This is a genomic window from Nitrosomonas sp. JL21 (assembly GCF_009833095.1).
Taxonomy (GTDB): Bacteria; Pseudomonadota; Gammaproteobacteria; order Burkholderiales; family Nitrosomonadaceae; genus Nitrosomonas.
Genome location: NZ_QRCB01000021.1, coordinates 16,992 through 43,532 on the forward strand (window position 1 = coordinate 16,992; position 26,541 = coordinate 43,532).

23 protein-coding genes are annotated in these 26,541 nt (G+C 45.4%); 12 read left to right on the top strand and 11 right to left on the bottom strand.

Annotated features, from left to right (window positions below; translation table 11 throughout):
- Nucleotides 1-39 precede the first annotated feature (39 nt).
- Nucleotides 40-1,296 carry a putative Na+/H+ antiporter gene (locus tag ABF87_RS07275; RefSeq protein ID WP_160828480.1) on the top strand — a complete coding sequence of 419 codons (1,257 nt, stop codon included), beginning with the start codon at nt 40-42 and terminating at the stop codon, nt 1,294-1,296.
- A gap of 98 nt (nt 1,297-1,394) precedes the next feature.
- On the opposite strand, the gene ABF87_RS07280 is transcribed toward ABF87_RS07275, so the two are convergent.
- The 11 genes from ABF87_RS07280 to ABF87_RS07330 form a co-directional block, all read right to left on the bottom strand.
- Nucleotides 1,395-4,598: a CusA/CzcA family heavy metal efflux RND transporter gene (locus ABF87_RS07280; RefSeq protein WP_160828481.1), complete on the bottom strand. Its 3,204-nt coding sequence runs from the start codon at nt 4,596-4,598 to the stop codon at nt 1,395-1,397.
- A 2-nt stretch (nt 4,599-4,600) separates the two neighbouring features.
- Nucleotides 4,601-5,764 carry an efflux RND transporter periplasmic adaptor subunit gene (locus ABF87_RS07285; protein ID WP_160828482.1) on the bottom strand — a complete coding sequence of 388 codons (1,164 nt, stop codon included), beginning with the start codon at nt 5,762-5,764 and terminating at the stop codon, nt 4,601-4,603.
- Entirely contained in the window at nt 5,761-6,981 is a 1,221-nt protein-coding gene (locus ABF87_RS07290) for a TolC family protein (RefSeq protein WP_345789891.1), read from the bottom strand. The genes ABF87_RS07285 and ABF87_RS07290 overlap by 4 nt, the downstream gene beginning before the upstream one ends.
- 443 nt (nt 6,982-7,424) lie before the next feature.
- Complete coding sequence (locus tag ABF87_RS07295; protein ID WP_160828484.1) at nt 7,425-8,207, bottom strand: flagellar brake protein; 783 nt, start codon at nt 8,205-8,207, stop codon at nt 7,425-7,427.
- A 34-nt stretch (nt 8,208-8,241) separates the two neighbouring features.
- The gene (locus tag ABF87_RS07300) at nt 8,242-8,535 is read right to left on the bottom strand and encodes an EscU/YscU/HrcU family type III secretion system export apparatus switch protein (protein ID WP_160828485.1); all 294 of its coding nucleotides are present in this window, start codon (nt 8,533-8,535) and stop codon (nt 8,242-8,244) included.
- The gene (locus ABF87_RS15400) at nt 8,522-9,532 is read right to left on the bottom strand and encodes a flagellar hook-length control protein FliK (RefSeq protein ID WP_160828486.1); all 1,011 of its coding nucleotides are present in this window, start codon (nt 9,530-9,532) and stop codon (nt 8,522-8,524) included. Before ABF87_RS15400 ends, ABF87_RS07300 begins: the two co-directional genes overlap by 14 nt.
- Before the next feature lie 59 nt (nt 9,533-9,591).
- On the bottom strand, nt 9,592-9,930 hold the full coding sequence (locus tag ABF87_RS07310; protein ID WP_160828487.1) for a flagellar protein FliT: 339 nt from the start codon (nt 9,928-9,930) through the stop codon (nt 9,592-9,594).
- Nucleotides 9,931-9,974: 44 nt separating this feature from the next.
- Entirely contained in the window at nt 9,975-10,403 is a 429-nt protein-coding gene (gene fliS, locus ABF87_RS07315; RefSeq protein ID WP_160828488.1) for a flagellar export chaperone FliS, read from the bottom strand.
- A gap of 48 nt (nt 10,404-10,451) precedes the next feature.
- Nucleotides 10,452-11,885 (bottom strand): flagellar filament capping protein FliD, encoded by a 1,434-nt coding sequence (gene fliD / locus ABF87_RS07320; RefSeq protein WP_160828489.1) that lies wholly within the window; start codon nt 11,883-11,885, stop codon nt 10,452-10,454.
- Between the two features lie 42 nt (nt 11,886-11,927).
- Nucleotides 11,928-12,269, bottom strand: coding sequence for a flagellar protein FlaG (locus ABF87_RS07325; RefSeq protein WP_160828490.1), 342 nt, complete (start codon nt 12,267-12,269; stop codon nt 11,928-11,930).
- A gap of 132 nt (nt 12,270-12,401) precedes the next feature.
- Entirely contained in the window at nt 12,402-13,550 is a 1,149-nt protein-coding gene (locus ABF87_RS07330) for a flagellin (RefSeq protein WP_160828491.1), read from the bottom strand.
- A gap of 351 nt (nt 13,551-13,901) precedes the next feature.
- Here ABF87_RS07330 and ABF87_RS07335 point away from each other — a divergent pair, with 351 nt between their 5' ends.
- The 11 genes from ABF87_RS07335 (at nt 13,902) to ABF87_RS07385 (ending at nt 26,440) form a co-directional block, all read left to right on the top strand.
- The gene (locus ABF87_RS07335; protein WP_240143579.1) at nt 13,902-15,443 is read left to right on the top strand and encodes a histidine kinase; all 1,542 of its coding nucleotides are present in this window, start codon (nt 13,902-13,904) and stop codon (nt 15,441-15,443) included.
- A gap of 12 nt (nt 15,444-15,455) precedes the next feature.
- Nucleotides 15,456-16,088: a response regulator transcription factor gene (locus ABF87_RS07340; RefSeq protein WP_160828493.1), complete on the top strand. Its 633-nt coding sequence runs from the start codon at nt 15,456-15,458 to the stop codon at nt 16,086-16,088.
- A gap of 5 nt (nt 16,089-16,093) precedes the next feature.
- On the top strand, nt 16,094-17,584 hold the full coding sequence (locus ABF87_RS07345) for a GGDEF domain-containing protein (protein WP_160828494.1): 1,491 nt from the start codon (nt 16,094-16,096) through the stop codon (nt 17,582-17,584).
- A 308-nt stretch (nt 17,585-17,892) separates the two neighbouring features.
- Nucleotides 17,893-18,609 (top strand): GGDEF domain-containing protein, encoded by a 717-nt coding sequence (locus ABF87_RS07350; RefSeq protein ID WP_240143580.1) that lies wholly within the window; start codon nt 17,893-17,895, stop codon nt 18,607-18,609.
- 219 nt (nt 18,610-18,828) lie between these two features.
- The gene (locus tag ABF87_RS07355) at nt 18,829-20,067 is read left to right on the top strand and encodes an HDOD domain-containing protein (RefSeq protein ID WP_160828496.1); all 1,239 of its coding nucleotides are present in this window, start codon (nt 18,829-18,831) and stop codon (nt 20,065-20,067) included.
- A gap of 412 nt (nt 20,068-20,479) precedes the next feature.
- Complete coding sequence (locus ABF87_RS07360) at nt 20,480-21,058, top strand: hypothetical protein (protein WP_193568000.1); 579 nt, start codon at nt 20,480-20,482, stop codon at nt 21,056-21,058.
- Nucleotides 21,059-21,126: 68 nt separating this feature from the next.
- Entirely contained in the window at nt 21,127-21,492 is a 366-nt protein-coding gene (locus ABF87_RS07365; protein ID WP_160828497.1) for a response regulator, read from the top strand.
- Between the two features lie 139 nt (nt 21,493-21,631).
- Complete coding sequence (gene cheA / locus ABF87_RS07370; protein ID WP_160828498.1) at nt 21,632-23,803, top strand: chemotaxis protein CheA; 2,172 nt, start codon at nt 21,632-21,634, stop codon at nt 23,801-23,803.
- A gap of 43 nt (nt 23,804-23,846) precedes the next feature.
- Nucleotides 23,847-24,710 carry a CheR family methyltransferase gene (locus ABF87_RS07375; protein ID WP_160828499.1) on the top strand — a complete coding sequence of 288 codons (864 nt, stop codon included), beginning with the start codon at nt 23,847-23,849 and terminating at the stop codon, nt 24,708-24,710.
- 4 nt (nt 24,711-24,714) lie between these two features.
- Nucleotides 24,715-25,323 carry a chemoreceptor glutamine deamidase CheD gene (gene cheD, locus ABF87_RS07380; RefSeq protein ID WP_160828500.1) on the top strand — a complete coding sequence of 203 codons (609 nt, stop codon included), beginning with the start codon at nt 24,715-24,717 and terminating at the stop codon, nt 25,321-25,323.
- 34 nt (nt 25,324-25,357) lie between these two features.
- A complete protein-coding gene (locus ABF87_RS07385) occupies nt 25,358-26,440 on the top strand; it encodes a chemotaxis response regulator protein-glutamate methylesterase (RefSeq protein WP_160828501.1) in 1,083 nt (360 codons plus the stop codon).
- Nucleotides 26,441-26,541: the final 101 nt, after the last annotated feature.

Here is a 26,541-nt window from a genome sequence, read left to right on the forward strand (position 1 = left end):
AGGAAATCCATCATTCCTTGATCAAAACCTTATTCCACCATGAACCCAACGTCTATTCAATTAATCGCTGCGCTATTGTTTGCAGTCGCAGTGGTTCATACTTTTTCAACCAGATTTTTTGAGCGTTTGGCTCATAGCCAGCCGCAGCACGCCGGTATCTGGCATTTGCTGGGTGAGGTGGAGGTAGTCTTCGGATTCTGGGCGATGATATTGATATTGTTTATCTTCCTATCAGATGGTAAGCATGAAGCGATTGGCTATCTCGAATCGCGTGATTTTACGGAACCGATGTTCGTGTTTGTCATCATGGTGATAGCTGGAACACGACCGATTCTGGATCTTGCTGCAGCATGGGTCCAGCGCATTGCGCATCTGCTGCCGATTAACACTGGCACGGCTACGTATTGTTTATTACTGTCATTCGTTCCGTTATTAGGCTCATTCATTACTGAACCTGCCGCGATGACACTTGCCGCGATAATGTTGCGGGATATCGTGTTGGGCAAAGAGGTTTCCACCCGCTTGAAATATGCCACCGTCGGCGTGTTGTTTGTCAATGTATCCATCGGTGGTACGTTGACCCCGTTTGCAGCACCGCCGGTGTTGATGGTGGCGGGAAAATGGAACTGGGATATGGCTTTCATGATGATGACATTCGGTTGGAAGGCTGCGTTGGCAGTGATACTGAATGCGCTGACTGTCACCTGGTTATTTCGGCATGAATTGAAGCTGATCAGTCAGACGGGGGAATCTTCGGAACTCGCAACGCCCTGGCTGATTGTAGTAATTCATGTGGTTTTTCTGGCGCTGGTAGTGATACTAGCGCACCATCCCGTGGTATTCATGGGTATTTTTCTTTTCTTTCTGGGGTTTACGGCTGCATATCATCAATATCAGAATCCATTGATTCTACGTGAGGCTCTTTTAGTCGCATTTTTTTTAGCTGGGCTCGTGGTGTTGGGGGGGCAGCAGCAGTGGTGGCTGCAACCGTTATTGATGGATATGAATGAAACGACGGTTTATTTCGGAGCAACGCTGTTGACTGCGGTAACAGATAACGCCGCATTGACGTATTTGGGTTCCTTGGTAGAAGGTTTGAGTGAGGAATTTAAAATTTCCCTCGTAGCGGGTGCCGTGACTGGAGGGGGACTGACTGTGATTGCGAATGCACCCAATCCCGCTGGCTTTTCAATTTTGAAAAGTAAGTTTGATGAACAATCCATTCATCCACTCGGTCTACTGATGGCGGCATTGCCTCCCACATTGGTGGCAATTATCGCATTTCGCGTGCTTTGATGCTCATGAGCAAAGAAATGAAGACGAGCGTCTGACCAGACATGTGGGATTGCACTCCCAAAACATGGGAGTGCACATCAGTTCTTGCAAGTAAGTGATTACACTTCCTTGACAGCTTTAGGCGTCGAGGAAGAATCTGGTGATAAAGCAATAGCTGTATGGTTTTCTTCAGTAGACTGTGGTTTGGATGGCTCGTCGGGCATGTCATCAAACCAGCGGTAGAGCATTGGAACCACCACTTTGGTCATTACCGTCGCGGTGATGAGGCCGCATATAACTACAATAGCCAATGGTTTCTGTACTTCGGAACCGAGACCGGTGGCGATCAAAAATGGCGCTAACCCTAATATCGTAGCAGCTGCGGTTATCAATACAGGACGGAAGCGAGCTTCGCAACTGGTTTTTACTGCGTCAGCTACACTAAGCCCTTGTTCACGAAGTTCCTTGATGAAAGAAACCAAAACCACGCCGTTCAATATGGATACACCCCAGACTGCAATAAAACCTACGGATGCGGGGATCGATAAATATTCACCAGTAATAAATAATCCTATAACCCCTCCTACTGAAGCGAACGGCAGAGCCGTAAAAATGAGTAATGCAAGCTTGACTGAATTGAATAACATAAACAGCAGGAAAAAGATTGCGGTGAAGGTGATGGGAACAATCACAGCGAGTGTCGCCATTGCGCGTTCCATATTTTCAAATTGTCCACCCCATGAGAAATAATAGCCCGGTGGTAATTTAATTTCTTTCGCAGTGCGTTCCTGAAGTTCTGCGACAAAACTTCCCATGTCGCGTCCATATACATTCGCTCCTACTACTACACGACGTTTTGCAAATTCGCGCGAGATAATTGCCGGACCATCGATCACCTGAATATCCGCTACTGCACTGAGCGGCACCAATCTTCCACCACTTCCCATTCCAGTGGGGGCGCCGCTGGCAGGTCTTAGCAAGAGCTCTTTAATTGCCTCAACATCATAGCGAAACTGTTCGGGAAATCTTAGCAACAAAGTGAAGCGCCGCTCGCCTTCAAACACCTGAGTAACCGCTTTGCCCCCTACGGCAGTAGCAATCAGTTCATTGACATCGGATACGTTGATGCCATGACGCGCGATCGCACGCCGATCAATATTAATTGTCAATTCTTGTTGTCCTGATAGCCGTTCAATTCGGATATCCCGAGCTCCCCGTGTGGACTTGACTATACGTGCGACTTGCTCCGAGAGTTTGCGTAGTTCTTCCAAATCATCGCCAAAAATTTTTATGGCTACTTGTGAACGTACCCCGGTCACCATTTCGTCGACCCGTTGTGCAATCGGTTGAGAGATGACAATATTGACGCCTGGCAATGCTGCCAGCGCCTTACGAATATCTTCTTCGATTTCTCCCTGGGAGCGGCCTGATCCTTCTAAATCCAAATCCGCAATAGGGTCTGATTCATTCTGAGAGGCCGGATCGGCAGGGGATTCGCCTCGTCCTAATTTCGATACCACGGATTTAACACCAGGAATCGCGGCAATCATCTTCATTGCTTCGGTTTCTAAGTTAATTGCTTCCTGCAATGAAATCGATGGAGCACGAATAATTACCGGCGTGATAGAACCTTCCTTCATGATGGGAATAAACGATTTGCCGAGCAATGGATATAAACCAATCGCCAGTACGAGCGAGCCCACTGACACCAGTGCCGTGGCTTTCGGATTTGCCAGCGCTAAATATAGCAGGCGTAAATATAGAGATTTTAGGATAACGACGATTTTGGTATCCTCTTCGCTTCCTCCTTTCAGAGCATAGTCACACAGCACCGGAGACAATACTACCGAAACGACCAATGCAACTAATAAAGCAATGGAAATGGTAACCGCAAGCGGACTGAACATCTTGCCTTCCATGCCTTCAAGCGTCATCAGCGGTAGAAACACCAGAACAATAATAATAATTCCATATATTACCGGCGCTCCTACCTCGGCAGCAGCCTTAGCAATTGTGATAATTTTAGGCTCATCGCTGGATGCATGACTCAGCCGCAGAAAGATGTTTTCCACTACTACAACGGTAGGATCAACCATTAAGCCGATGGCAATGGTTAATCCTCCTAACGACATTAAATTTGCCGGAATGCCCAGATAGTTCATAATCATGAACGTAACCAACGGCGTAATTATAAGCGTTGCGCAAACGACCAAACTGACGCGCAGATGCCCCAAACAGATAAACATAACAAGAATAACGAAGACCAGCGCTTCAATGAGTACTTTGTAAACCGAATCCAAGGCGGCATCAACCATAACTGTACGATCATAAAAAGGTACAATTTGAAGCCCATCTGGCAATAATCCACGTTCATTGATCTCAGCAACTTTCTCCTTGATCCGCCCAACAATTTCCTTGGCATTTCCTCCACGTAACATCATTACGATACCTGCAACAGACTCGGTATCTCCGTTCTTGATACTGGCACCCTGCCGAACTTCACCACCAAAGGTTACTTCCGCGACATCGCGCACATAAACCGGCACGCCATCCATTTCTCTGAGCACAATATTGCGGATATCATCCAACGAGGCGATTAAACCGACACCGCGAATCAGGTACTGCTCATAGTGGAGAGCTAGGATGTTACCGCTGGCATTAGCGTTATTACTGGCTAGAGCACGATCCACTTCTGCCAGTGTGAGATCATAATGGCGTAATTTATTCGGATCGGCATAGACTTGATACTCTTTGACATGCCCTCCAATGGAATTGATTTCTGCTACACCTCGAATTGAACGTAATAAGGGTCGAACTACCCAATCTTGTATGGTGCGCCGTTCCATAAGCTCTTCAAATGTCAACGTACGCTTACCATCATCAGGATGCTCAATAGTATATTGATAGACTTCGCCCAGACCCGTGGAAACCGGTCCAAGTACTGGTGTGATGCCGGGTATCAATCGTGGAGTCACATCAATAATGCGCTCCATCACTAACTGGCGTGCAAAGAATACATCTGTTTTGTCGGTAAAAACCAATGTAATCAGAGACAGTCCGCTTTTATTCATAGAGCGCATTTCGACTAATCCCGGAAGACCCGTCATCGCAATTTCAACTGGTACAGTCACCAATCGCTCCATTTCTTCCGGACTGCGTCCAATGGCAACCGTAGCCACTTGTACTTGAATATTCGTGACATCAGGAAAAGCATCCACTGAAAGATGCTTTAAGGAATATATTCCTGCAAAACAAAGGGCCAGTGCGACTACGGCGACTACTAAGCGTAGCTTGAGCATGGTGTGTACGATAGTAGCGAGCATGGTTACTCCAATTCAGCCAGCTTACGCTCGCTATCGAGATGAAAAGCACCTTCCATAACGATCCGCTGATCAATGGTTAGGCCATTGATGACAGCGCGGAAATTGGCTACTTCAGGGCCCAGTTTTACAGGTACGCGTCGAAAATGACCCGGACTGACTTTAACGAATACATAATCCTGATTTAATTCACGCACCACAGCGCCTTCAGGCACGACTAAACTTTTATGCTGTGGATCAGTGATATGCATATTGGCCAGCATGTCGGGCTTGAGCTTACGTTCAGAGTTTTCTACTAACACCCGGGTCATTACCGTGCGGGTTTGGCGATTGATGGTATCCGAAACAAAAATAATGACACCGTCGAAATTAGTGATGCCGATTGCAGGCACATCTATTTCTACATGCTGACCAAGCCTTACATCACGGGCAATTTGCTCGGGTACGTCCCCGACGACCCAGACATGGGAAAGATCTGCAACTTGAAATAGTGGATCGGAGGGTTGAACTACTTGGCCTACGATCACATTTCGAGCGATTACATAGCCTTCGCGAGTGGCTTTGATATCCATCCATGGCAGAATTTTTCCTTGTTTCTTCAGCTCATTCAATTCTTGATCGGCCATTCCAAATAATTTGAGCTGATCTGTTGCAGCACTTAGCTCGGCTTGGGCAATTTCCAGTTCTGATTGCCGGCGCTCTACCTCCGCCAGCGGAATGACATCAGCAGCAAGTAAATGACGTGCGCGGTCGGAGGCTTTTTGAGTAACGATGACACGCGACAGCGCGCGAAGATAAGCAAGTTGAGCCTGCGTCAAATCCGGACTGGTGATTCGCGCTAATCGATCGCCTGCTTTTACGTAATCTCCTAATATCACGAACATGTTGATGATACGTCCTGTGACATAAGAGCCAATTTGTGCGGTGCGTTCTTCGTCGACTTGAACTCGACTTGGTACGAGTATTTTATCGGCCAAGTCGATGAATGTCGGTTGCCCAATTTTTAAGCGAGCCGCTAATTCAGGGCGAACAGTAATGCTGTTGATATCTTTTTCTTCAGGCTCTGGTGACGAGGATTGTGTTTGTGTCTCTGGAGCTTTTTTATCACACCCAACAAAAAGAAATGCAAGAATAGCAATGGAACATATGAACGAAAATTTGAACTTCATTCGACAGATAACTCCTTGGGATAATGTGCGCGTAAACGATCAATTTCTGCCGCAGCCGATTGCAGGTCGAAACGAGCTAGCAATGAATCGCCCAGAATTCCTCGGAGTATGCGCTGCGTATCCAAAAATTCGATCAATCCGCGTTCGCCAAACCGGTGCGCAGCTCTGGCGACCTCGACCGCATTTTCGGCTTCTTTGATTAATCCACCCTCGAACATGTCTACACGGCGTTGTGCGATTTGTAATGCCTGCCATGCAGATTCGAAGAGCTGGCTGATTTCATAGCGACGGAACTCGAGTGTGTCACGTATACGCGCGGAGTCGTGGATGGCAGTATCGATTTCGCCGCGACGGCGGTACCACAGCGGGATTCTGACGCTTACACCAGCGATATTCGACGTAAATTGTGCATCTTGATAGTTCGTGTATAACAGGTTGAGCTGCGGCAATATCGATGCCTTTTCTTGACTGATGCGTTGAGTAGCCCGTTCTTGCTCAGCTTGCAATCGAATGACGTCGGGATTCACCTTGGTAATCTGATTACGCAGTTCTTCCAGCGGCGGTAAGCTAACCGGATCCTTCAGCGATGCTTTGATTTCAAAGTCAACAGGAATCGCTCCGGCCGTAAATTGCCTCAGTGCGATCCGTGCTCGTTCTACGCCCAATCGCGCAGCTTCCTTACGATTGGCGGCGTTTTGGACTTCAGTATCGGCCCGAATCAGCTCAAAGCGTGCGATTTCGCCGCGTTCGACGTTGATTTTGATACGCTGGCGCACATTTTCCACGAGATCGTAAATATTTTGTTCAACCCCGAATTGCTCTTGGCGCAATAATAACTCATAGGCACGTATACGCAGTTGTGCTGCCAAATCAGCCCGTACTTGGTCAAAGTTGGCCCGGCTGGCGTCGACGCCAGCTTCTGAAGCATTGATTCGCGCGCTACGCATGAAGGGATTTTCGATCGGCTGATTCACGGTAATGGAACGCTGCATAGTCGCTGGTCCAGTGTCTCGAAGAGGAAGACGTCGATCATCCGGGCCAGCCTGTATCAGTACTTCAGGATTAAGAAACGCCGAGGCGGCAACAACGCCAGCCTTAGCCATTTCGACCTGTGAATGAGCGGCGAGTACCATCCCATTGGCTTGCAACCCAAGTTGCTGGACTTCTTCGATAGTGAGTTTGGTTTTTTGTTGAGCAAAGGCGAGTGTTGGAAGCAAAAAGCTTAAGCTAAGTATTAAATACCCTAATGAAGAGATTTGCATAGAATCTTTAAGTTAAGTGTTCTTCACATCTTTTTCACAAAAATGAGCTCCCAATAATATACGAATTCTGAGTTTCGGCAACCTCAGGATAATTTGAATAGTGGAGTTTTTGTGATCGTGTGTATTATTCGGATTAAAGAGAGATGATCTGTCCGAGAATTTAAGAGAATCATCCTGAACGATTACTGAACGATAGTACATTCTTCCTAAGGAAACAGTGAAAGTTAAAAGCTACTGTATTCGGTTATACTGCGTTGAAATCTGGCTTAACAGACTCATTGAACCCACATACCACTGTGTTTTTCCAAATCGATTTCGCGCTGCCGCCGTTGTTATTCTTTTCAGAACTTCAGTATAAGCGATAAGAAGGAATTCGAGGAGGGTGAATACTTACAGCTCTACTTCATTTTTCGGGTTTGTTCTTGCTTGATAATATAACGATGGATCATGGCTTCCGTTTTTGCTGTTAGGCCGATAAATTCACATCCAATGCGCTGATAGGTTCCTCCGTTGTGCAATTTCTTAGCATAGATATTTTTCACTTTGATAGTCGTATTGAAAGTCCCAATATCAGGCAAGGAAATCTGGCAATTGTTATAGACCGTTCCAGGCTCGAAATGAACAACGGGATTTTGATCGATCGCTCCAATTCCTCCACAACTTATGTCAAGTAAAGTTATTTCTGCTTGCATTGATTTTTCTTCGATTACGACGGGAACAATGCATTTGAGAGGTTTTGTAATCGGCGTGGATATCCGAAAATTATCCCTTCTTTGAATACGTAATACCGACTCGGGAATATTGACAGAGAATGCTTTTTTTCCTTCGAATTCGACGCTTTTGATACGGTTGCAGATGAATTCGATCTTAATTTTATTTTGAGTGGTAACAAATGTTAGCTTTGTTGAATGCAGGGCTTGCTGGCTAATTTTTTCATCGGAACCGTAGTCTATTATCATTTCCTTGTTAACAGGATCTACGTTCAGAATGGAAGTAAGAAAAAAATTTTTTCCGGGTTCTGCATATAACGTGATTAGAGAATGTGCTTGCATGATTCCCCGCAGAATGAACAGAATATCCACTTCCGAATAAAGGCGGAAATTCTCTTCTGCATCATCTTTCGAAAATTCGGTTGGTTCCAGTACTTCAAGTATATTGCTGTTTGGATCAGGCTCTTGCATTATTGATTCCTCTCCGATTGGTTGCGCCGTTGCGTCAAAAATTTTCCCTTGCTAAAGGTTTTGCCTCTTTCTGATCCAAGCGATAAAGCCATGCCAAAAGCTCGGCTACCGCAATATATAATTGCGGGGGAATACGATCATCCAAATTCACTTGCATCAGTAAGGAAACCAACTCACTTGATTCATGCACGTAGATGCCTGCTTCCTTTGCGCGCTTGATGATCTCTTCGGCAACGAGTCCGCGTCCCTTAGCAACAACTTTAGGCGCAATCTGGCCCTCACGATAAGCTAAGGCTACAGCCGTGGGAAGGGATTCACTTCCGGTCATCCTGTTGAACCTCCATGGATACGATATTCAGTCCCACTGATTGCATATCTTTGGCAAGTGACAATTCATTCTTTTTTAACAAGTTGACAGTTTCGGAATGTGATGCGTCCACTCTAATTTGGATGCCCTGCGAATTCAGCGCGATCTTTGCAGTAACTTCTCCAAGTTGCGGCATGGATAAGCGTAGTTGAGTCTGCCATTGAGAAGGCTCCAATTCGGTATGCTTGTCATCTTCTGACCGTTCATGAATGTCCCACTCCATATGCTGATTCTTCCAGATCTCTCCTTGCCAAAACAGATGATTGGTTTCCAAAGTGGCCAGTTGTTGCATTACCATAGGAATGCTTTGAACGTTGAGCGGCATCTCAGGATTCAACGAAGAGGAGCCAATTGTTCTCGCTGCTGGCATATCAGCCATCGTTGACATTAATTTGTTCTGAGGTTCTCGTTGCAAGTTTTCCAGGGTATTTTCTCCATTCAACCATTGTGCCTGATGAGATTCATAGAATAATCCGCTTTGCGTAATTGCTTTTTGTAATAAAACGGGTAATTCCGCACTATTTATGGATGCTCCTTTTACAATTGGGACAGGGCTGGTTAGAGATTGGAGGGTGTTCGCTAAAGCATGTTTCGCTCCTTCCTGCATCAAAAGACCCAAGAATCGGCCCGTGATGCTTAAGGTGGTGTTTTTCTCTTGAGTTTCTGTCGATGCTTCGTCAAGAAGGAGAAATTTTGGATCGGATTCGGGGGAAATAAAAACAAGCTCCAGTTTATGACCAGGTTGAAACTTTTCTGGAAGGTTCATTTGTAGAAGCTTGTCAGCAACTAGAACTCTGGAATTTCCATTGGGAAGGCGTGCTTCGACGATAGCCTGATATTTTTGCCCCAACTCGAATTCAGCAGGTAAATGAGTATCGGCTATGGCTGTTACCGGAGTAACAGACTTTATTTGCGTAAGCGGAGTGATTAGATCATATTTCGTTATTACAGGAATCACGACATTTATTTATTTCATGTAATCGAAAATAATGATGTTGAATGTACATGAGCAATACACTACTGGCTATTGCCGATTGTTTGATAAGCGTGTTGAAGATTGCGGGCTTGCTTGTTGGTATTGAGCATCTCTTGCAATCGACTCATCCAGGGTTCGGTAATTGCTCGAATTTGCGCATCGTCATCCAATATCTGGTGAATGATGGATATTTTTTTTTGTAACAGCTCGTTATCCAGAATCGTGTCGGATTCTCCTTTTGTCAGGGCTTTAGTCAATTGCTTACACTCTTGCTCTAGAGATACTAATTCGTCCCATTGACTATTCTGTGCTGCTGTCAACATTTTGTTAGTAATTGCTAAAATAGCCTTATACATTGAGATTACTTGTGCGCCGTCCATTTATTCCTGCCTATGTTATTTTTATGAATGAGCGTATTTTTGAATTAAATCGCAGTTGTTTCCGCAGGAACTGTAGTGTTACTGAATTCTTTGATGCTTTTCCAGGCTTCGTATAATTCAGATAACAGCTTATGGACTTCATCGATAATTTCAGCATTATTTTCGATATTAGCCAGAAATAATCGATGTGACATATAGTCATACAGGGACTGTAGTTTTATAGCTAAATCACCGCCTGCATTCATATCTAAACTCGCTTTCAGGCCGTGATCGATGATCATGATCGCTTTGGACAGCATTTGTCCTTTCGCTGCGATTTCACCATGCTGCAAATGCATTTTTGCTTTAGCAAGCGCCTCGTGTGCGCCTTCAAAAAGCATTAAGATTAATTTGTGTGGAGTGGCTGATTCTACGCCTGATTCAACACTTACGCGCTGGTAGGCCGAAATTGCGTTGTTTGCTGTGCCATACATGGTAGAGGATCCTTGTTCGTTGGAGTTAAATCTGGACTATTATTTGCACTAGATGTTCAGACTTGCCAATTGCTGCTGCAGGTAATTGCTGGTTTGAGTCATGCTGGCGATCATCGTGTCCAGAGCCGTATATTGAGTCCGTAAATTTTTCTCTATTTCTTCAAGGCGATACTCTAACGACTCGGTCCGCTTGTCGATCGTTTTGATAACGCTGTCGATACCATCTATTCGACTTTCAATTAAACCATCGCTTCTCGTCATGCCCTCAATCAATTGATCCAGCCGGCTGATGAATCCAGGTGTCGAGGTGGTGTCTCCGGGGATATCCCCAAAAAATTCTGAAACACTTTTTTCCGGATCGGCCAGGACTGCACTCAACTTCGTGCTGTCAAGCGCCAGTGTGCCATCTTTTTGAAAGCTGATACCCAGCTCTGACAGAGAGTTGATTCCTCCTGCAGTTAATTGATTGTCGCTCAGCATTGCTCTTACCCGAAATTGCACCATGCGCACGGTGGAATCCCCAGTCAGAATCGAGGCTTGATCGGTTGTAGAATCGTAGCGAGAAAGGTTAGTAATGGTTTTTTCCAGGCCGTTGTAGGCGGTTACAAAAGCCTTTACAGCCGCTTCGACACTGCTGTTGTCTTTCTCGACCGTCAAAGTTGAGGTCGTGCCGGGTTCAGCCTTGAGCAGGTTGAGCGTTACACCCTCCAAGGCATCATCGATGGTATTGGATGATTTCTGAACGGTAATGCCATCGATCACCATGACGGCATTCTTAGCTGCTACCGTCTCGGTCATATTGGTGACGCCGCCTGTGGAGGCATCAAAAGCGAGCTTTGATAATCCGGCATTATCGGTATGATTGCCGTCTGCGTCGTCTACTGTAATCTTTAATGCATTGGCGAGTCCGCTATCTTTTGAGGCGATTACCAGTCGGTTACCGCTGCCATCGTTGACGATGCTTGCCGTTATTCCGGCATTCGCGTCATTGATGGTATCGCGTATATCAGCCAGAGTGGATTTGGCTGGATCGATAGTGATCGTTTTTGCAGCTTTTTCCGCGTTGGCAGTAAATGTACCGTCACCATTATAGGTCCCGAAGGCGATCGTCAATGTACCGTTGCCGATGATGGTGTCTGTACTGGCAAATGCTTCCGATTTTATTTTTTGTGATTGTGCGATGGATTGCACTTCGATGTCATGTGCGCCTGCCGCAGCGCTTGATGAGGTGCTTACTGTCGCCATCTCCGTATCAACCAAGGTTGCTTTGAAGCCATTGAATACCGAGGGTTTTGCCAGTTCCTGGACGCTATCCTGAAACGACGATAACGAGCTTTTCAGGCTGCCAAAAGCGGAAAGCTGTGCCTGTTGTTCGGCTTTCTTGTTATTGAGCTGAGTCAGGGGGCGCTTTTCGATTGCCATTAACTGACTGATAATTCCGTCGATGTCCAGTCCTGAGCCAATTCCCGCTGAAGAAACCATGGTTCACATCCTATATTGATTCGGTCTATTGAATATTGCTTGTCAGGCTTTACCGTTGAGCAATAATCCCTGTACTTTATCCAGTGTACGGGCAATCGAAATCGCCTCTTCAGAAGGAATTTGGCGAATTATCTCTTGTGTTTGTGAGTCGACAATCTTGACTACCGTTTTACCGGTATCTTCATCGACCGAGAACTTCAAGTTTTGCGCAATGTTCTGCGTAAACTGCTCGATTTGTTGAGCGGCATCTTTTACTTGTTCAGGTTTGCTTCGATCGGGTTTAACCGGAGCCGTGGGAGCGGCAACAGTCTCGATACTGCCAGACCGAGCTACAGGAGCCGCCGATTGAACGGGGCCTTGGGCTGCTACTGCGTTGATATTCATTTTAATCTCCTATCTCCTTGGGGTGGATCAAGAGGCAAGGCGGTTTGCTGCATTATTGTGTTGCTCCGCCTTGCCGTGATTGACCACTAACTGGTGATATTGTTACGTTTAAACGACTTACCTTGAAACCGCTTATCTCAGCAGGGACAACACATTATTAGGTAATGCATTGGCCTGAGCGAGCATCGCAACGCCAGCTTGCTGCAGGATCTGTCCACGAGTCAGATTGGCAGTCTCAGAAGCGAAGTCGGTATCGCGAATACGGCTGCGCGATGCAGACAGGTTTTCACTGGTCGTTTGTAAATTAGCTACGACAGAACTGAAGCGGTTTTGAATCGCACCTAAATCTGCTCGGTTGGTATTGATCTCTTTCAACGCATTGTCCAGTTGGTCAATAGCCATTTGGGCATTAGTGAAGCCGGATACATTCAAAGAACCAATACCGGTGGTGGTTGTGGTGGTGGACGCAAAGGAATTATCAAAACCGCCCACTGTAGCATCATCAAGCGCACCGGCAATAGTGATTGCAGCATCGCTAGTCAGTGTCAGATCACCCGTTACCGTATCATAAGAGGCGCTGACGCCTGTGGTATTCGATACTCGATTGATGGCTTCAGTCAGCTGGCCAGCACGTTCTTGTGCATTCGCTGCGCCAGCTATGGCTCCGATATCTGTACCGTTAATGGTGATATCTCCTGCTGCGATGGCAGTAGCAAAGCCTGTTATGGCTGTAGCGTTGACATTACCCGTTTCGCGAGTCATTGTGCCCCCTAACGCTGCAGTTGACGCGTTGGCGATGCTGGAAATAGTAATGGTTTCTCCAGAATTCGCGCCAATTTGGAAGGCTACGCCAGTAAACGAACCGTCTAATAAATTGGTGCCGTTAAACTTGGTTTGCTCGGATACGCGCTGAATTTCTGCTTGCAACTGTGTGAATTCAGAATTCAATGCGTCGCGATCTTCTTGCGTGTTGCTGCCGTTGGAAGCCTGAACTGCCAGTTCCCGCATGCGCTGTAAATTGTTACCAACTTCAGCCAATGCGCTTTCTGCTGTTTGCGACAGCGAAATGCCGTCGTTGGCATTGCGTATTGCTTGGTTCAGACCACGAATTTGTGACGTCATGCGTTCAGAAATGGCCAAACCGGCAGCATCATCTTTGGCGCTGTTGATTCTCAAACCGGAAGACAGACGTTCCAAAGACGTGTTCAAAGAACTTTGTGAGCTATTCAGATTACGTTGTGTTGACAGTGAGGCAATATTTGAATTAATAATTTGTGGCATTTGGGTTCTCCTTTATAATACTACTTATGTTTTGGCATAATTGCCGGTTCCGTTGGTTTTCCTTGCAATCCGAGAAGGTTAGTAACCGCCGTTGTTCCAGTTATCGGATTTCATTTTTAAAAGTTTAGGGTTTAATATTTCACGCTTTTAATGAGATAGGTAATTTTGAATTATCGGTTGATGCAATAATTTGTTTCATTTTCATGAGATTGTCTTGTAAAATAATTTTTTAATTCAGGTAATTAATCTGTTATTTAAACTAGGCAGAATCAATTCGGTTTAATTCGGTTGTATATCGGCTTCAACCTGGAAGGGGCTGAGATGGTCAATGAAGAGAAACTGAGAATATTGATGATCGAGCGTTCTGCAGAGGATGCGGATCGGATATTGCAAGTGCTGGTGCGTGGTGGGTTCCAAGTCGACAATCTGCGGATTACAACGGAAAGTGCCTTACAGGATGCGTTAGTGGCGCATAACTGGGATGTGGTTTTGTCCGACTACGATTTGCCGCAACTCAGTGCGCAGGATGTACTGCAGGTAATCAGGGATCAGGATCTGGATATTCCTTTGATTGTGATATCGAGTCATATCGGTGAAGAAGCAGCTGCGCATATCATGGCATTAGGCGCTTACGATTTCATGATGAAAGGAAATCTTGCCCGGTTAGTGCCTGCGATACTGCGTAGTTTGCATGAAGTAGAAAATTACCAGCAATTCATCAGTACGCAGCTCGCCCTGCAAAAAAGCGAAACACTTTTTCAAGCAATAACTTCCAATCTGCCTGGGGTAGTCTTTCAATTCCTGCTATTGGCAAACAATCAAACCAGTTTTCCGTATGTCAGTGATGCCAGCGAGACGTTATTGGGATTATCACCCCAAAAATTGATGAATCACCCGACTCTATTTCCGGAATTAATTCTGCCAGACGATAGAAAATCGTATCATCAATTGATGACCATCTCTGCTGAACAACTGTCAACCTGGAACTGGGAAGGCTGTATTCAGGTAAAAGGGGATAGCGATATCAAATGGATCAGCTTGCGGGCGACACCCCGGAGAGTATCCGAGAATGTAACCATTTGGGATGGCATCATGATCAATATCACGCGCAATAAGCTGGCTGAACGGGAAATTGCACAATCCCGTGAGCAATTGGCTGAATTATCGTCTTATTTGCAAAAAATTAAGGAGCAGGAGCGCGCCCGTATCGCTCGCGAGATTCATGACGATATTGGCGGAACATTAACGGCGATAAAATGTGAATTGTTTCCGCTGATGGATGCGACCAGAAAACCGGAGTTCTATCAACAAAAAGCGAAATCCATTGAAGGCTTGGTTGACCGTGTGATCGACAGTACTCGGCGTATTTCCTTGGATTTACGGCCAGGAATTTTGGATTGCGGCATTGTCGCTGCTATTCAGTGGCAAGCCAAGGAGTTTAGCGACCGCACCGGTATCGCTTGTAAGGTAGCGTGTGGAAATGAAGAAGTTTCCTTGGATTCGGATCTGGCGATTGCCATTTTCCGCGTTTTTCAAGAAACCCTTACGAATATTTCAAAGCATGCTCAGGCTTCGCGGGTTCAAGTCAAGCTGGTGGAATTGGAAAATCTGATTCTCCTTGAGGTGACTGATAATGGGTGCGGGATTACTGAGAATGATGTGGAAAAACGGAATTCCTTCGGTATCCGCGGTATGCGTGAACGGTGCCAGCAACTGAAAGGCAGTTTTCACATTTCTGGCGACTTCGAGAAAGGCACCAAAGTGACGATTCTCATACCGACCGGCAATCTTGAGCAACACAGCGAACAGTTGGTTGAGGTAGAAAGTCAGTTTAACAAACCGCCAGAGTTTGAGTATGGGTTGAAAAAAAGAAAATTCCGGGGTTTTGAATAGCTGGAGATGGGCATGATCAGTGTAATGATTGCAGATGATCACGCAATTGTGCGCCAGGGCTTGAAACAGATACTGAGCGAAACGGATGATATCAAAGTGACGGGTGAAGCCGAAACTGGATTTCAAGCAGTCAAGATTGCGCGTCAACAGAGCTTCGACGTCATGTTGCTGGATATTTCCCTGCCCGATAGAAACGGCATTGAGATATTGAAACAAATAAAAAAAGATCGGCCTCACCTCGCAGTGCTGATGCTCAGTATGCATAATGAACATGAGTTTGCAATTCGTGCCTTAAAAGCAGGAGCCGCCGGTTATCTTAATAAGCAGAGTGCGCCAGCGCAGCTTGTTGTCGCCATACGCCAAGTATCGGCGGGTGATAAATACGTGAGCCCGGCAGTTGCGCAGGAACTCGCCAATACCATTAATATTGACGCCGATAAACCGCTTCATAGCACGTTATCTGATCGCGAATATCAGACCCTATGTTTTATCGCAGCCGGTAAAACATTGTCTGAAATATCTGCAGAGATGTTTCTGAGTCCTAAGACAGTCAGTGTCTATCGGGCGCGTTTACTCGAAAAACTCAAGCTGACAAATAATTCGGAATTAATTCGTTATGCCATCAAGAATAAGCTCGTTGATTAATTTCTATGAACCAGATTAGTAACTCCAATCCAACCGTTTTTGCACGGGAAACATTGCGGCGACTGGCCTTACTCAAGATTCCTCCTACACCGGACAACTATCATAAGATTTATGATGAAATATCCGGGGTATCCAGCCCGAATATGGATTCGATTGCCTCCGTGGTGATGGATCCCTCAAAGTCTCATGAAAAGGACCCCGAGGATGCAATAAATTGGGGAGAGACGCTGAAAATTCTGTTAAAGCAACTCGAGAGTAAGCACAGTGCGTTGACGATAGCGCAGAAACGCGAAGGGATTAATCGGGTGCTTACGAAATTTTCCAAGGACTCCATACAATTACACCTCAAACTCAGAGCCCTTGTCGATTCCTGGGGAAGCTCGGCGGCGTCGCCGCCTCCTGTTTCAGAGAAATCCCGCGAAGATCAGCCAGTAAAGGATGCCTCTGCAAAGAAATCGCGCAACGATACAAAAACGCCAGAGATTCCGCCAACATCTAACACTCAATTGCAAGAAGGGTTGCTGAAACTTTTGAATATGCTGATGGACAGCACGGGCGGGCTGTTATCAGAGGATCAATGGATTGGAGGACAGTTCGGTAAACTACGACAAATGATTTCCCGTCCGCTCGATTTGTCCGTGATTGAGCAAGCTGAACAGAATTTGAAAGAAATTGCTGCGCGCCAGGATTTAATTGGCCTGAACTTAAGTGAGGCTAAAAGAACGCTCAAGCAGATGGTTACCTTCATTATCACAAATATCGAAGAATTATCCGATACTGCCGGAGGATATCAGGAAAAACTTGAGTCCTATGCCGAAAAGATCAGCAAGACCGAGGATATCAACGAGCTTAATCAACTGCTTGGGGAAATTATGACGGAAACCAAGCAAATGCAAAAAAATGCGCTCAACTATCGGAATGATTTATTGGCGGCTCGGGTAGAAGTCAATCTGGCGCAGGATAAGATTAATCGGCTAGAAATTGAATTGCAGCAGATTGGTGAAAAAGTACACGAGGATCATCTCACCGGCGTACTGAACCGGCGAGGACTGGATCAGGCATTTGGTCGCGAAACGGCTCGCTCTGTGCGTCACAGGATTCCGTTGTGTTATGCGTTGCTGGATATTGATAATTTTAAACAGCTCAATGATGCCTACGGACATACGGTAGGCGATGATGCATTGGTCTATCTGGTGGACGCAGTCAAGGAAACGACGCGCCCGGAAGATATCGTGTCACGCTATGGCGGTGAAGAGTTTGTCATTTTATTGCCAAAAACGACAATAGAGGAAGCTGTTCAGATATTGTCACGAATACGCCGCAATCTGACCAAGAAATTTTTCTTACACGAGAATAAACGCTTATTGATTACGTTCAGTGCAGGTGTTGCGCAATTTCAACCGGGCGAATCCCCAGAGAGTATTTTTAAACGGGCTGACGAAGCATTGTATCGTGCAAAAAAAGGAGGCAAAAATCAGATACTTACATCTGAATAGCCTGTCTATATCTTTTTAAGTCGGGCATGTGCCGTGTTTTCCGCTAAATAGCACCGATTTCCCGTTTTATTCATTCGATTCAATTCTGTTTTGCTCTGTTAACTTTGCTTCCATGGCAGTAAATACCGGGTATGGGTTCTCCTTCGCAATCCAACGAATCATCCCCACACCGGTATAACTGTTTGAAATCGGGCACTGTGATGTATCAAGAGGAGGACGGCATTATGCAAGAGGCTATTACATCGAGGCGCAAAGGAATGCTGAGATTAGTTAAATCATCGGATTCTATTACAAGTGAACAGAAAAATATGGTTGATTCAGATGACTATTATAAGCAGGTCGAGCGTTATGCTGAGCAAATCCGCAAAACCAATAGCGCCGATGAAATGATTAGGATTCTTGATATTGTACTTTCTGAAACCCGAGGCTTAAGGTTCAACGATGAAGTGTTTGCCGCTCAGGAACAGGTGAAGCGCGCGGAATTGAAAATCGAAGCCTTGAAAGGCGAAATTGAACAGTTGCGCGGACTCGTGCATACCGATCAAATGACCGGTGCATTCAATCGCCGCGGCCTGGATGAGGTATTCAAACGTGAAGCAGCGCGCGCAGATAGAAATGCGCAATCGCTGGGCGTTGTGTTGGTCGATTTGGATAATTTCAAGCAAATCAATGATAACTTGGGTCATCCCTATGGTGATAGTGTGCTGATCAATCTGGTGACCGTGGCTAAAGAAACCTTGCGGCCCACGGATATCGTGGCGCGCTTTGGTGGTGAGGAATTTGTGATTCTACTGCCTGATGTTGAAATAGAAGAAGCGTTGACGATTATCCATCGTTTGCAGAATAATCTGACTAAGAGCAGCTTGCTGCAAATCGATAATCAATTAAGCTCAATAACATTCAGCGCGGGTGTGGCGCTGCGTTCATTTGGCGAGCACCAGAATTCAGTCATCAGTCGTGCTGATCAGGCGCTTTACCAAGCGAAACGGACTGGCAAGAACCGCGCAATTCCTGCATTACTGTAACTCTAAGACGATAGGCTGCCAGCAGGCGATCCTGTAAAACTATTTCAAGCTGCTGGTTCTCAATCCTTTTCGTAAGTGTGTAAGTATGTAAGTGTGAATTGTAGGGTTGTGAAAATTTTGCTGGTTCTGAATTTTTTCAGATTCTGATTAAGAAATTATTCATTGAGTCGATGAATAAGGACATTTTGCATCACAGAGTAAGTTATAGCGGAGGAAGTCATGGGAGGTTTTTTTCTTGGTCGGCAACCAATTCTAGATCGTAATCATAATCTGGTTGCTTTTGAATTACTTTTCAGACAAGAAGAGACTGAAGAATCGGTAAACGTCACCAATGATTTTTCCGCATCGGCAAATGTCATCGTCAATGCCTATGGTCAATTAGGCATCCAAAATGTATTAGGGCGGCAGCGTGGTTTTATCAACGCAGATCCGGATCTGGTCATGAGCGACATCATTAGCTTGCTGCCGAGCAAGCATGTTGTTCTGGAAATCAGAGAGTCATCCACAATCAGCACAGAATTCCTTCAACGTTGTAATGAATTGAAACAAAAGGGCTATCAATTTGCTCTGGATAATATTGTGGCAATGAATGGCAAAGTCGAGCAGTTGCTTCCCATCGTGAGCGTCGCGAAAGTTGACATTCTGGCGTTGGAAAAGGAGCAATTGATAAAGCTTGTGCATGAATTGAATCGTTGGCCTGTTCTCTTATTGGCGTTGAAAGTAGAAAATCGTGAGCAAGAAATGCTCTGCATGCAATTGGGATTCCAGATGTTTCAGGGTTATTACTTCGCCAAACCTGAAGTTATGACGGTAAAACGCGCCGATCCAGGAAAATTGTCGTTATTGAAGCTATTGACTTTAGTAATGGGCGAGACCGACATTGAAGAAATCGAAAAAGAATTCAAGCATCAACCCGGGTTGAGCTATAACTTGATGCGCATGGTCAATTCAGTTGCCAGCGGTGTGCCTCAGAAAATTAATTCGATTAAACATGCAATCATGATTTTAGGCCGCAAACAATTGCAACGGTGGATACAACTGTTGCTGTATAGCGCCAATCAATCCGACGATAGTATGTCGAATGCGTTGATGCAAACGGCGGCGACACGAGGGAAGCTGATGGAATTAATCGCCACCTCTGAACGTCCTCATGATAAGAATCATCATGAAAGAGCCTTTATGGTTGGTATTCTCTCCTTACTTGATGTGTTGCTTGGAATCGACATGCAGCAAATCATCGACAAGTTGGGTATTCCCGAGGATATGAGCCAGGCGTTGTTAACTCGCGATGGCCGCTTAGGTCAGGAACTCAAGCTTGTTGAAGCCAATGAAAAAGGCGATATCACTTTGATCCAGTCTCTCTTGCACGAACTGGGCTTTCTGAACCTGGCCGAGCTATCGGATATCGAAATACAAGCAGTCGGCTGGGCTAATCGAATTGGCGATGCCACAAGTTGAGTATCGTTCTGAGAATACCTAAAAAGCAAGATATTGAATCAATTCTCTTTTGCCGTAACGCTCGATAAACGACCGAAATTCGTCCGTTTGTGCTCGACCAGATAGCTAACAGCACTGATAAATTGAGCGTTTCTTCTTTCCCAAGAATTAATCATTTTATGGCTCATCAGAACTAAAGTTATTCTATGTTCTGACGTTAACTCGTTGAGTAAATATGATTTTTAAATCAAATGGGAATCGAGAGTCATGGAAACAGATTCTTCAAAAATCAGCTGCTTAATATCCCTGCATCGATTAAGTCGCGCGAAATTTTCCCAATGTGAAATCCATGATGAATATTCCACAGAATATGCATTGGCTGAGTCAATCAGCGGTATTAAAAACTTTCAAGCCGACTGACAAGGAGAGGAAAGTGACTGATCGAAAATCAGAAGATCATGGAAGTGCTAAACCCAATGCAGATGAGCTGACTACCAACAGTTTGTATGAAATGCTCTGTAACGTTGATGCAGAAGAGTATTTCATGAATATCAAAGAAGACCTCTCCCAGGTTGATCGATTAGTCAGCGATGCAGTGAATAATCTGGTAATTAATTTTAGATATATCAGTAAGTTGACCAAAACTCATCATGACATGGTGCTCGCGATTGAAAAAATGGCCGTTCCTGAAAAGAGTGTCCCGATCATTGAGTTGTTGGAGAAACAGATGGTCATTGCGGACAAAATTGAACAAGAATTGGAAATGACAGTGACTTCACTACAATTCGGCGATCTCGTCACACAATTACTGGCTCATACGGTCAAGCAAGTTGAAAACTTGAACATCGAATTGCAGCACATTGATCGGCAAGCAGACTGGAAAAATGGGCGCTCTTCTGTGCAAGAAAAACATGAGGGAATCTCAAGCGCAGTAAAGGCGGCCAATACAAGAGCTAAAAAGAAACCCGTGGTGCAGCAAGGCATGCAGATGGGAGATATCGAGCTTTTCTGATTGGGTTCAATTGAAATGATGCAGGTGTAAGCAGCAAATTAACAATGTAAGTGAGAGGAGTAAGGCAAATGGCGAAAACAATACTGACGGTCGATGACTCAACATCAATTCGGCAAATGGTTGCTTTTACCCTGAAAGGGGCCGGTTATGAGGTCATTGAAGCAGTGGATGGTCAAGATGCCTTGGAAAAGGCGAATCATCATCGAGTGAATCTCGTACTGACGGATATCAATATGCCGCGCATGGATGGATTGAAACTACTAGAGCTGTTGCGCGAGTTGAATCACTATAAAACCATTCCGATTTTGATGCTGACGACCGAATCGGGCGACGAAATGAAGGCGAAAGGAAGGGCGGCAGGTGCTACCGGTTGGCTCGTCAAGCCGTTTGATCCAAAACGCTTGCTGGAAGTGATTGCTAAAGTAATCAATTGATATGCCGCGGAAAAGAAATATCGCCACGAACATTACCTTTTGATGCATTCAGATTGAGTAATGATTTTACCTCTTTTTCTACATTTGTTTGTTTACTTCAAATGCTAGGCTAACAGCTCACTATGAAATAAGGTGACTTATGAGTACTGATCTCGAACAATTTTATGAAATATTTTTTGAAGAATCCTCGGAGTTGCTGGCAGATATGGAAGCGTGTCTGTTAAGGCTCGATGTGAATTCGCCGGATTTGGAAGATTTGAACGCTATTTTTCGCGCTGCGCATTCAATCAAAGGTGGAGCGGGTACGCTTGGCTTTACGGATATGACGGAGGCAACCCATATGCTAGAAACATTACTGGATAAATTAAGAAAAGGGGAGCTCGAGGTACGCAGCGAGATGGTCGATGCCTTTTTAAGAGCTGGTGATGTCATTCGCGAACAACTAGCGGCTCATCGCGGAGAAGGACAAGCCGATCCTGCAGCTGCAGTTGCGATCTGTGAGGAATTGAAACGACTCAGCGACGAGTCGCAAGGGTCAGTTAAAAATATTCAAGCTGATACCGCTCAGCCCAAGGTGGTGCCCTCAGAGCCAATACCAGCAGTTACCAAGGATCAGTCTCAATCAGCCCAAAAAATAGCAGGTCAAACCTATGACATTGAGTTCTCCAAAAGCGGTATGAGTGATGCAGCTCTGGAGAATTTATTCCTTAATTTAAGGAATCTCGGTGCACTAGCAGATCATTCAGAAGAAACTGGAAATGAGCTATGTAAACTAAAGCTTACGACAAATAACAGCGAAGAGGATGTCTGGGAGACACTGGCATTTGTGGTCAATCCAGAAAATTTAAAAATCGAGATTGATCAGTCAACCATTGTTCCCGCAGCGGATGATGGCGTGAAAAATAATTCAAGTGAGGCTGTAGCCCAGGCGGAACCATCGACAAGTCGAGATAATACATCTTCAACTGCCGATTATGGTTTCTTCCCAGGAGCACCGGCTGCCCCGATTGATTCGGAAGATCCCGAATTGAGTGAGCATTCATCCTTGCAGCAACCGGAGATCACGCCTGTTCCTAAAGACATGTCAGCAGTTTCGAACAAATCTTCCAATAAAAATAATGCCGCAGTGTCGGCCAGCGAAACTTCATCGATACGAGTAAGTATTGAAAAGGTCGATCAAATGATCAATCTGGTGGGTGAATTAGTCATCACTCAAGCAATGTTGGCGCAAACAGCTTCTCAATTCGATCCTGTGCTATTCGAGAAATTGCACAGCGGTATGAGTCAATTGGAGAGAAATACGCGTGATCTGCAAGAGTCAGTGATGTCGATTCGCATGATGCCGATCAGTTTCGTATTCAGTCGTTATCCGCGTGTTGTCCGTGATCTTGCCTCCAAGCTCAATAAGCGCGTTGAACTGAAGACTGTGGGGGAGAATACCGAGTTAGATAAAGGCTTGATTGAAAAGATTGCTGACCCTTTGACGCATTTGGTTCGAAACAGTCTGGATCACGGCATTGAGGTGCCTGAAAAGCGCCTTGCGGCAGGTAAACCAGCGCACGGCACTATTACACTTCGTGCTTTTCACCAAGGAGGCAGCATTGTTATTGAAGTCAATGACGATGGCGCAGGCTTAAACAGAGGAAAAATTCTTGCGAAAGCTCGAGAACGCGGATTGCCGGTGCATGATGGCATGACCGATCAAGAAGTCTGGTTATTGATATTTGAAGCCGGTTTCTCAACTGCTGAGAAGGTTACAGATGTGTCCGGTCGGGGCGTAGGCATGGATGTCGTCAAGCGTAATATTCTGGGTATGGGTGGCCGCATCGAAATCGAATCTGTGTTTGGCGAAGGCACGCGCATCTCGATTCGTTTGCCCTTAACATTGGCGATACTGGATGGTTTGTCAATAGCGGTCGGTGATCAGATGTTTATTGTTCCACTCAATTATATCGTTGAATCACTGCAGCCGCGTGCCGCCGATATCAAAACGGTCAGTGGCCATGGCCGCGTGGTTCAAGTTCGCGGCGAATATTTACCCGTCATTGCCTTACACGAAATTTTCAATTTGCGTCCTAATGTCACTTCAGTTCATGAGGGAATTCTGGTTATTTTAGAAGCGGAAGGTCACAAAGCTGCCTTGTTCGTAGATGACTTGGTAGGACAGCATCAGGTTGTAATCAAGAGCTTGGAAAGTAATTATCGAAGAGTGCAAGGAGTTTCTGGAGCCACCATCATGGGTGATGGCAAAGTAGCGCTCATTCTTGATACTGCGGCATTAGTACTGGCCTCGCAGCAAGAAATGATATAGCTGATTTATAAATGAATGCTGTGACCCTATCGAGATAGCGATTATGGAATTAATTTCAAACTTGGAAAGAATTTCCGAACATAAAACACGTGAATATGCTTTTACTCAAGCAGATTTTGAACGTATTAAAAATTTGATCTACAAGCGTGCCGGCATTTCGCTTTCTTCCAGTAAGCAAAATATGGTGTACAGTCGTCTTGCTCGACGCTTACGTGCCAATGGGTTTAATAACTTTCAGGACTATTTGAATTTCCTGGAAAAGGGAAATCCCGCAGAATGGGAAGCCTTTACCAATGCATTGACAACTAATCTCACAGCGTTCTTTCGGGAGCAGCATCATTTTCCAATCCTCGAAAAGCATATCGAGAAACGCAAAAATCAGAACAAAATCCAACTCTGGTGCAGCGCTTCTTCTACCGGAGAAGAACCTTACTCAATGGCCATGGCGATGGTAGAAGTATTTAAGTCATTCACGCCGCCTGTTCATATTTTAGCCACAGATTTGGATACCAGTGTTCTTGCTAAAGCCCAGCTTGGGATTTATCCACTGGATAAATTGGAAAAAATTCCCAAGGAAAAACTTCGGCAGTTTTTTTTGAAGGGTAAGGGGGCGCAATCGGGTTCTGCCAGAGTGCGCCCAGAGCTGAGAAATATGATTACATTCCGGCAATTGAATTTACTGGATGAAAGTTGGCCGATCCGTGGACCATTCGATGCCATATTCTGCCGCAATGTCATGATATATTTTGATAAACCTACTCAATACAAAATCTTAAAAAAATTTGTACCCTTATTGGCGCCGGATGGATTGTTATTCGCAGGTCATTCTGAAAGCTTTCAACATGCAAGTGATTTATTCAAGTTGCGAGAAAAAACCGTGTATGAGTTAGTCAATAAACAGAGGTAATAGCATGGTTGAGATTAAAGATGAGCAAGTGGCTAGCAATTTTTACTTTGATAAGAGTTTCGACTGTCATGCTGTTAAGCTATTACCCGGTGAATATTTTGTGACCGATAAAGATTTGTTGTTGGTAACCGTGTTGGGTTCATGCGTTGCAGCATGTATCCGCGATTGTTACAGCGGAATTGGCGGTATGAACCATTTCATGCTTCCTGATGGGGGGGAAGCAGGGAGCCCCCTGAATGCGTCGGCGCGGTATGGCACGTATGCGATGGAAATATTAATTAACCAGCTATTGAAATTGGGTGCTCGCCGAAGCAATTTGGAAGCCAAAGTATTTGGCGGCGGTAATGTACTGGATGGATTGACTGTGGCCAATGTCGGGCAGCGAAATGCCGATTTCGTGCTGAAATTTTTGCAAACCGAAAGAATACGCGTAGTGGCTCAGGATTTAGTCGATATTTTTCCTCGCAAAGTCTATTTTTTCCCTAAAAGCAGCAAAGTCATGGTGAAAAAATTGCGCAACCAACACAATACGACCATTTCCCAGCGTGAACGGGATTACAGGCAGCGTCTGTATAAAGTTGACGCCGGAGGAGAAGTAGAGCTGTTTTCCTAATGCGATTGATTGACAATCTAATCGAGTATTTGCAATGAATAAAACTACCGTTGTCGTCGTCGACGATTCAGCTTTGATTCGTAAGCTATTAACCGAAATTATCAATAGCCAGTCTGATATGCAGGTGATCGGTACTGCCGCGGATCCGCTGGCAGCACGCGAGATGATTCGAGAAATGAATCCCGATGTGCTGACATTGGATATTGAAATGCCGAAAATGGATGGTATTGATTTTTTGGAAAAATTGATGCGTCTGCGGCCCATGCCGGTCATTATGGTGTCGACACTGACGGATAAAGGTTCTGAAGTAACGTTGAAAGCGCTTGAGCTGGGTGCAGTTGACTTTGTGTCAAAACCGAAAATAGACATTGCCGCAGGATTAAAAGAATATAGCCAGGAAATTACGAACAAAATCCGCATTGCCAAGTCTGCACGAATTAAACGGTTAACACCTTCACTGCAAATCACAAAAAGTGCATCGGCGGATGCCATATTACCCGCAGTATCGAATCGTATTGCTTCGACCGAAAAGTTGATCATCGTAGGAGCCTCAACCGGAGGTACTGAAGCGATCAAAGAATTTCTAATTCATATGCCTCCAGATTCGCCAGGAATTTTGATTACTCAGCATATGCCCGAAGGATTTACTAAATCATTCGCCAATCGTTTAAACAGTCTCTGCAGAATTTCTGTGATGGAGGCACAAGGAGGCGAAAGAGTTTTGCCCGGTCATGCATTTATCGCTCCCGGTCATTCCCATTTGCTGTTGAAGCGGAGTGGGGCCAACTACATGACCGAATTAAACCAGGGTGAGCTCGTAAGTCGACACAGGCCATCGGTTGATGTACTATTCCGATCAGCTGCAAACTGTGCCGGTAAAAATGCGATTGGCGTCATTCTTACCGGAATGGGCAAGGATGGCGCGGCAGGAATGCTGGAGATGCATAAGGCAGGCGCCTATAATTTTGCGCAGGATGAACTGAGTTGTGTTGTTTTTGGCATGCCCAAGGAAGCCATTGCCGCAGGGGGGGTTGATGAAGTGGTGCCCCTCAAAGATATTGCCAGAAGCGTCCTAACAAAGTTATCAAGTATGGGAATGCGCAGTAATCGAGTTTAGGGGGAACTCGGAATTCAGCACAGCATGGACGAGCGCAGTGGTTTTCAGCACTTCCTTAACTTGCCGCATCTTCGTTCCCAGATTATGCGAGGCGAATACCT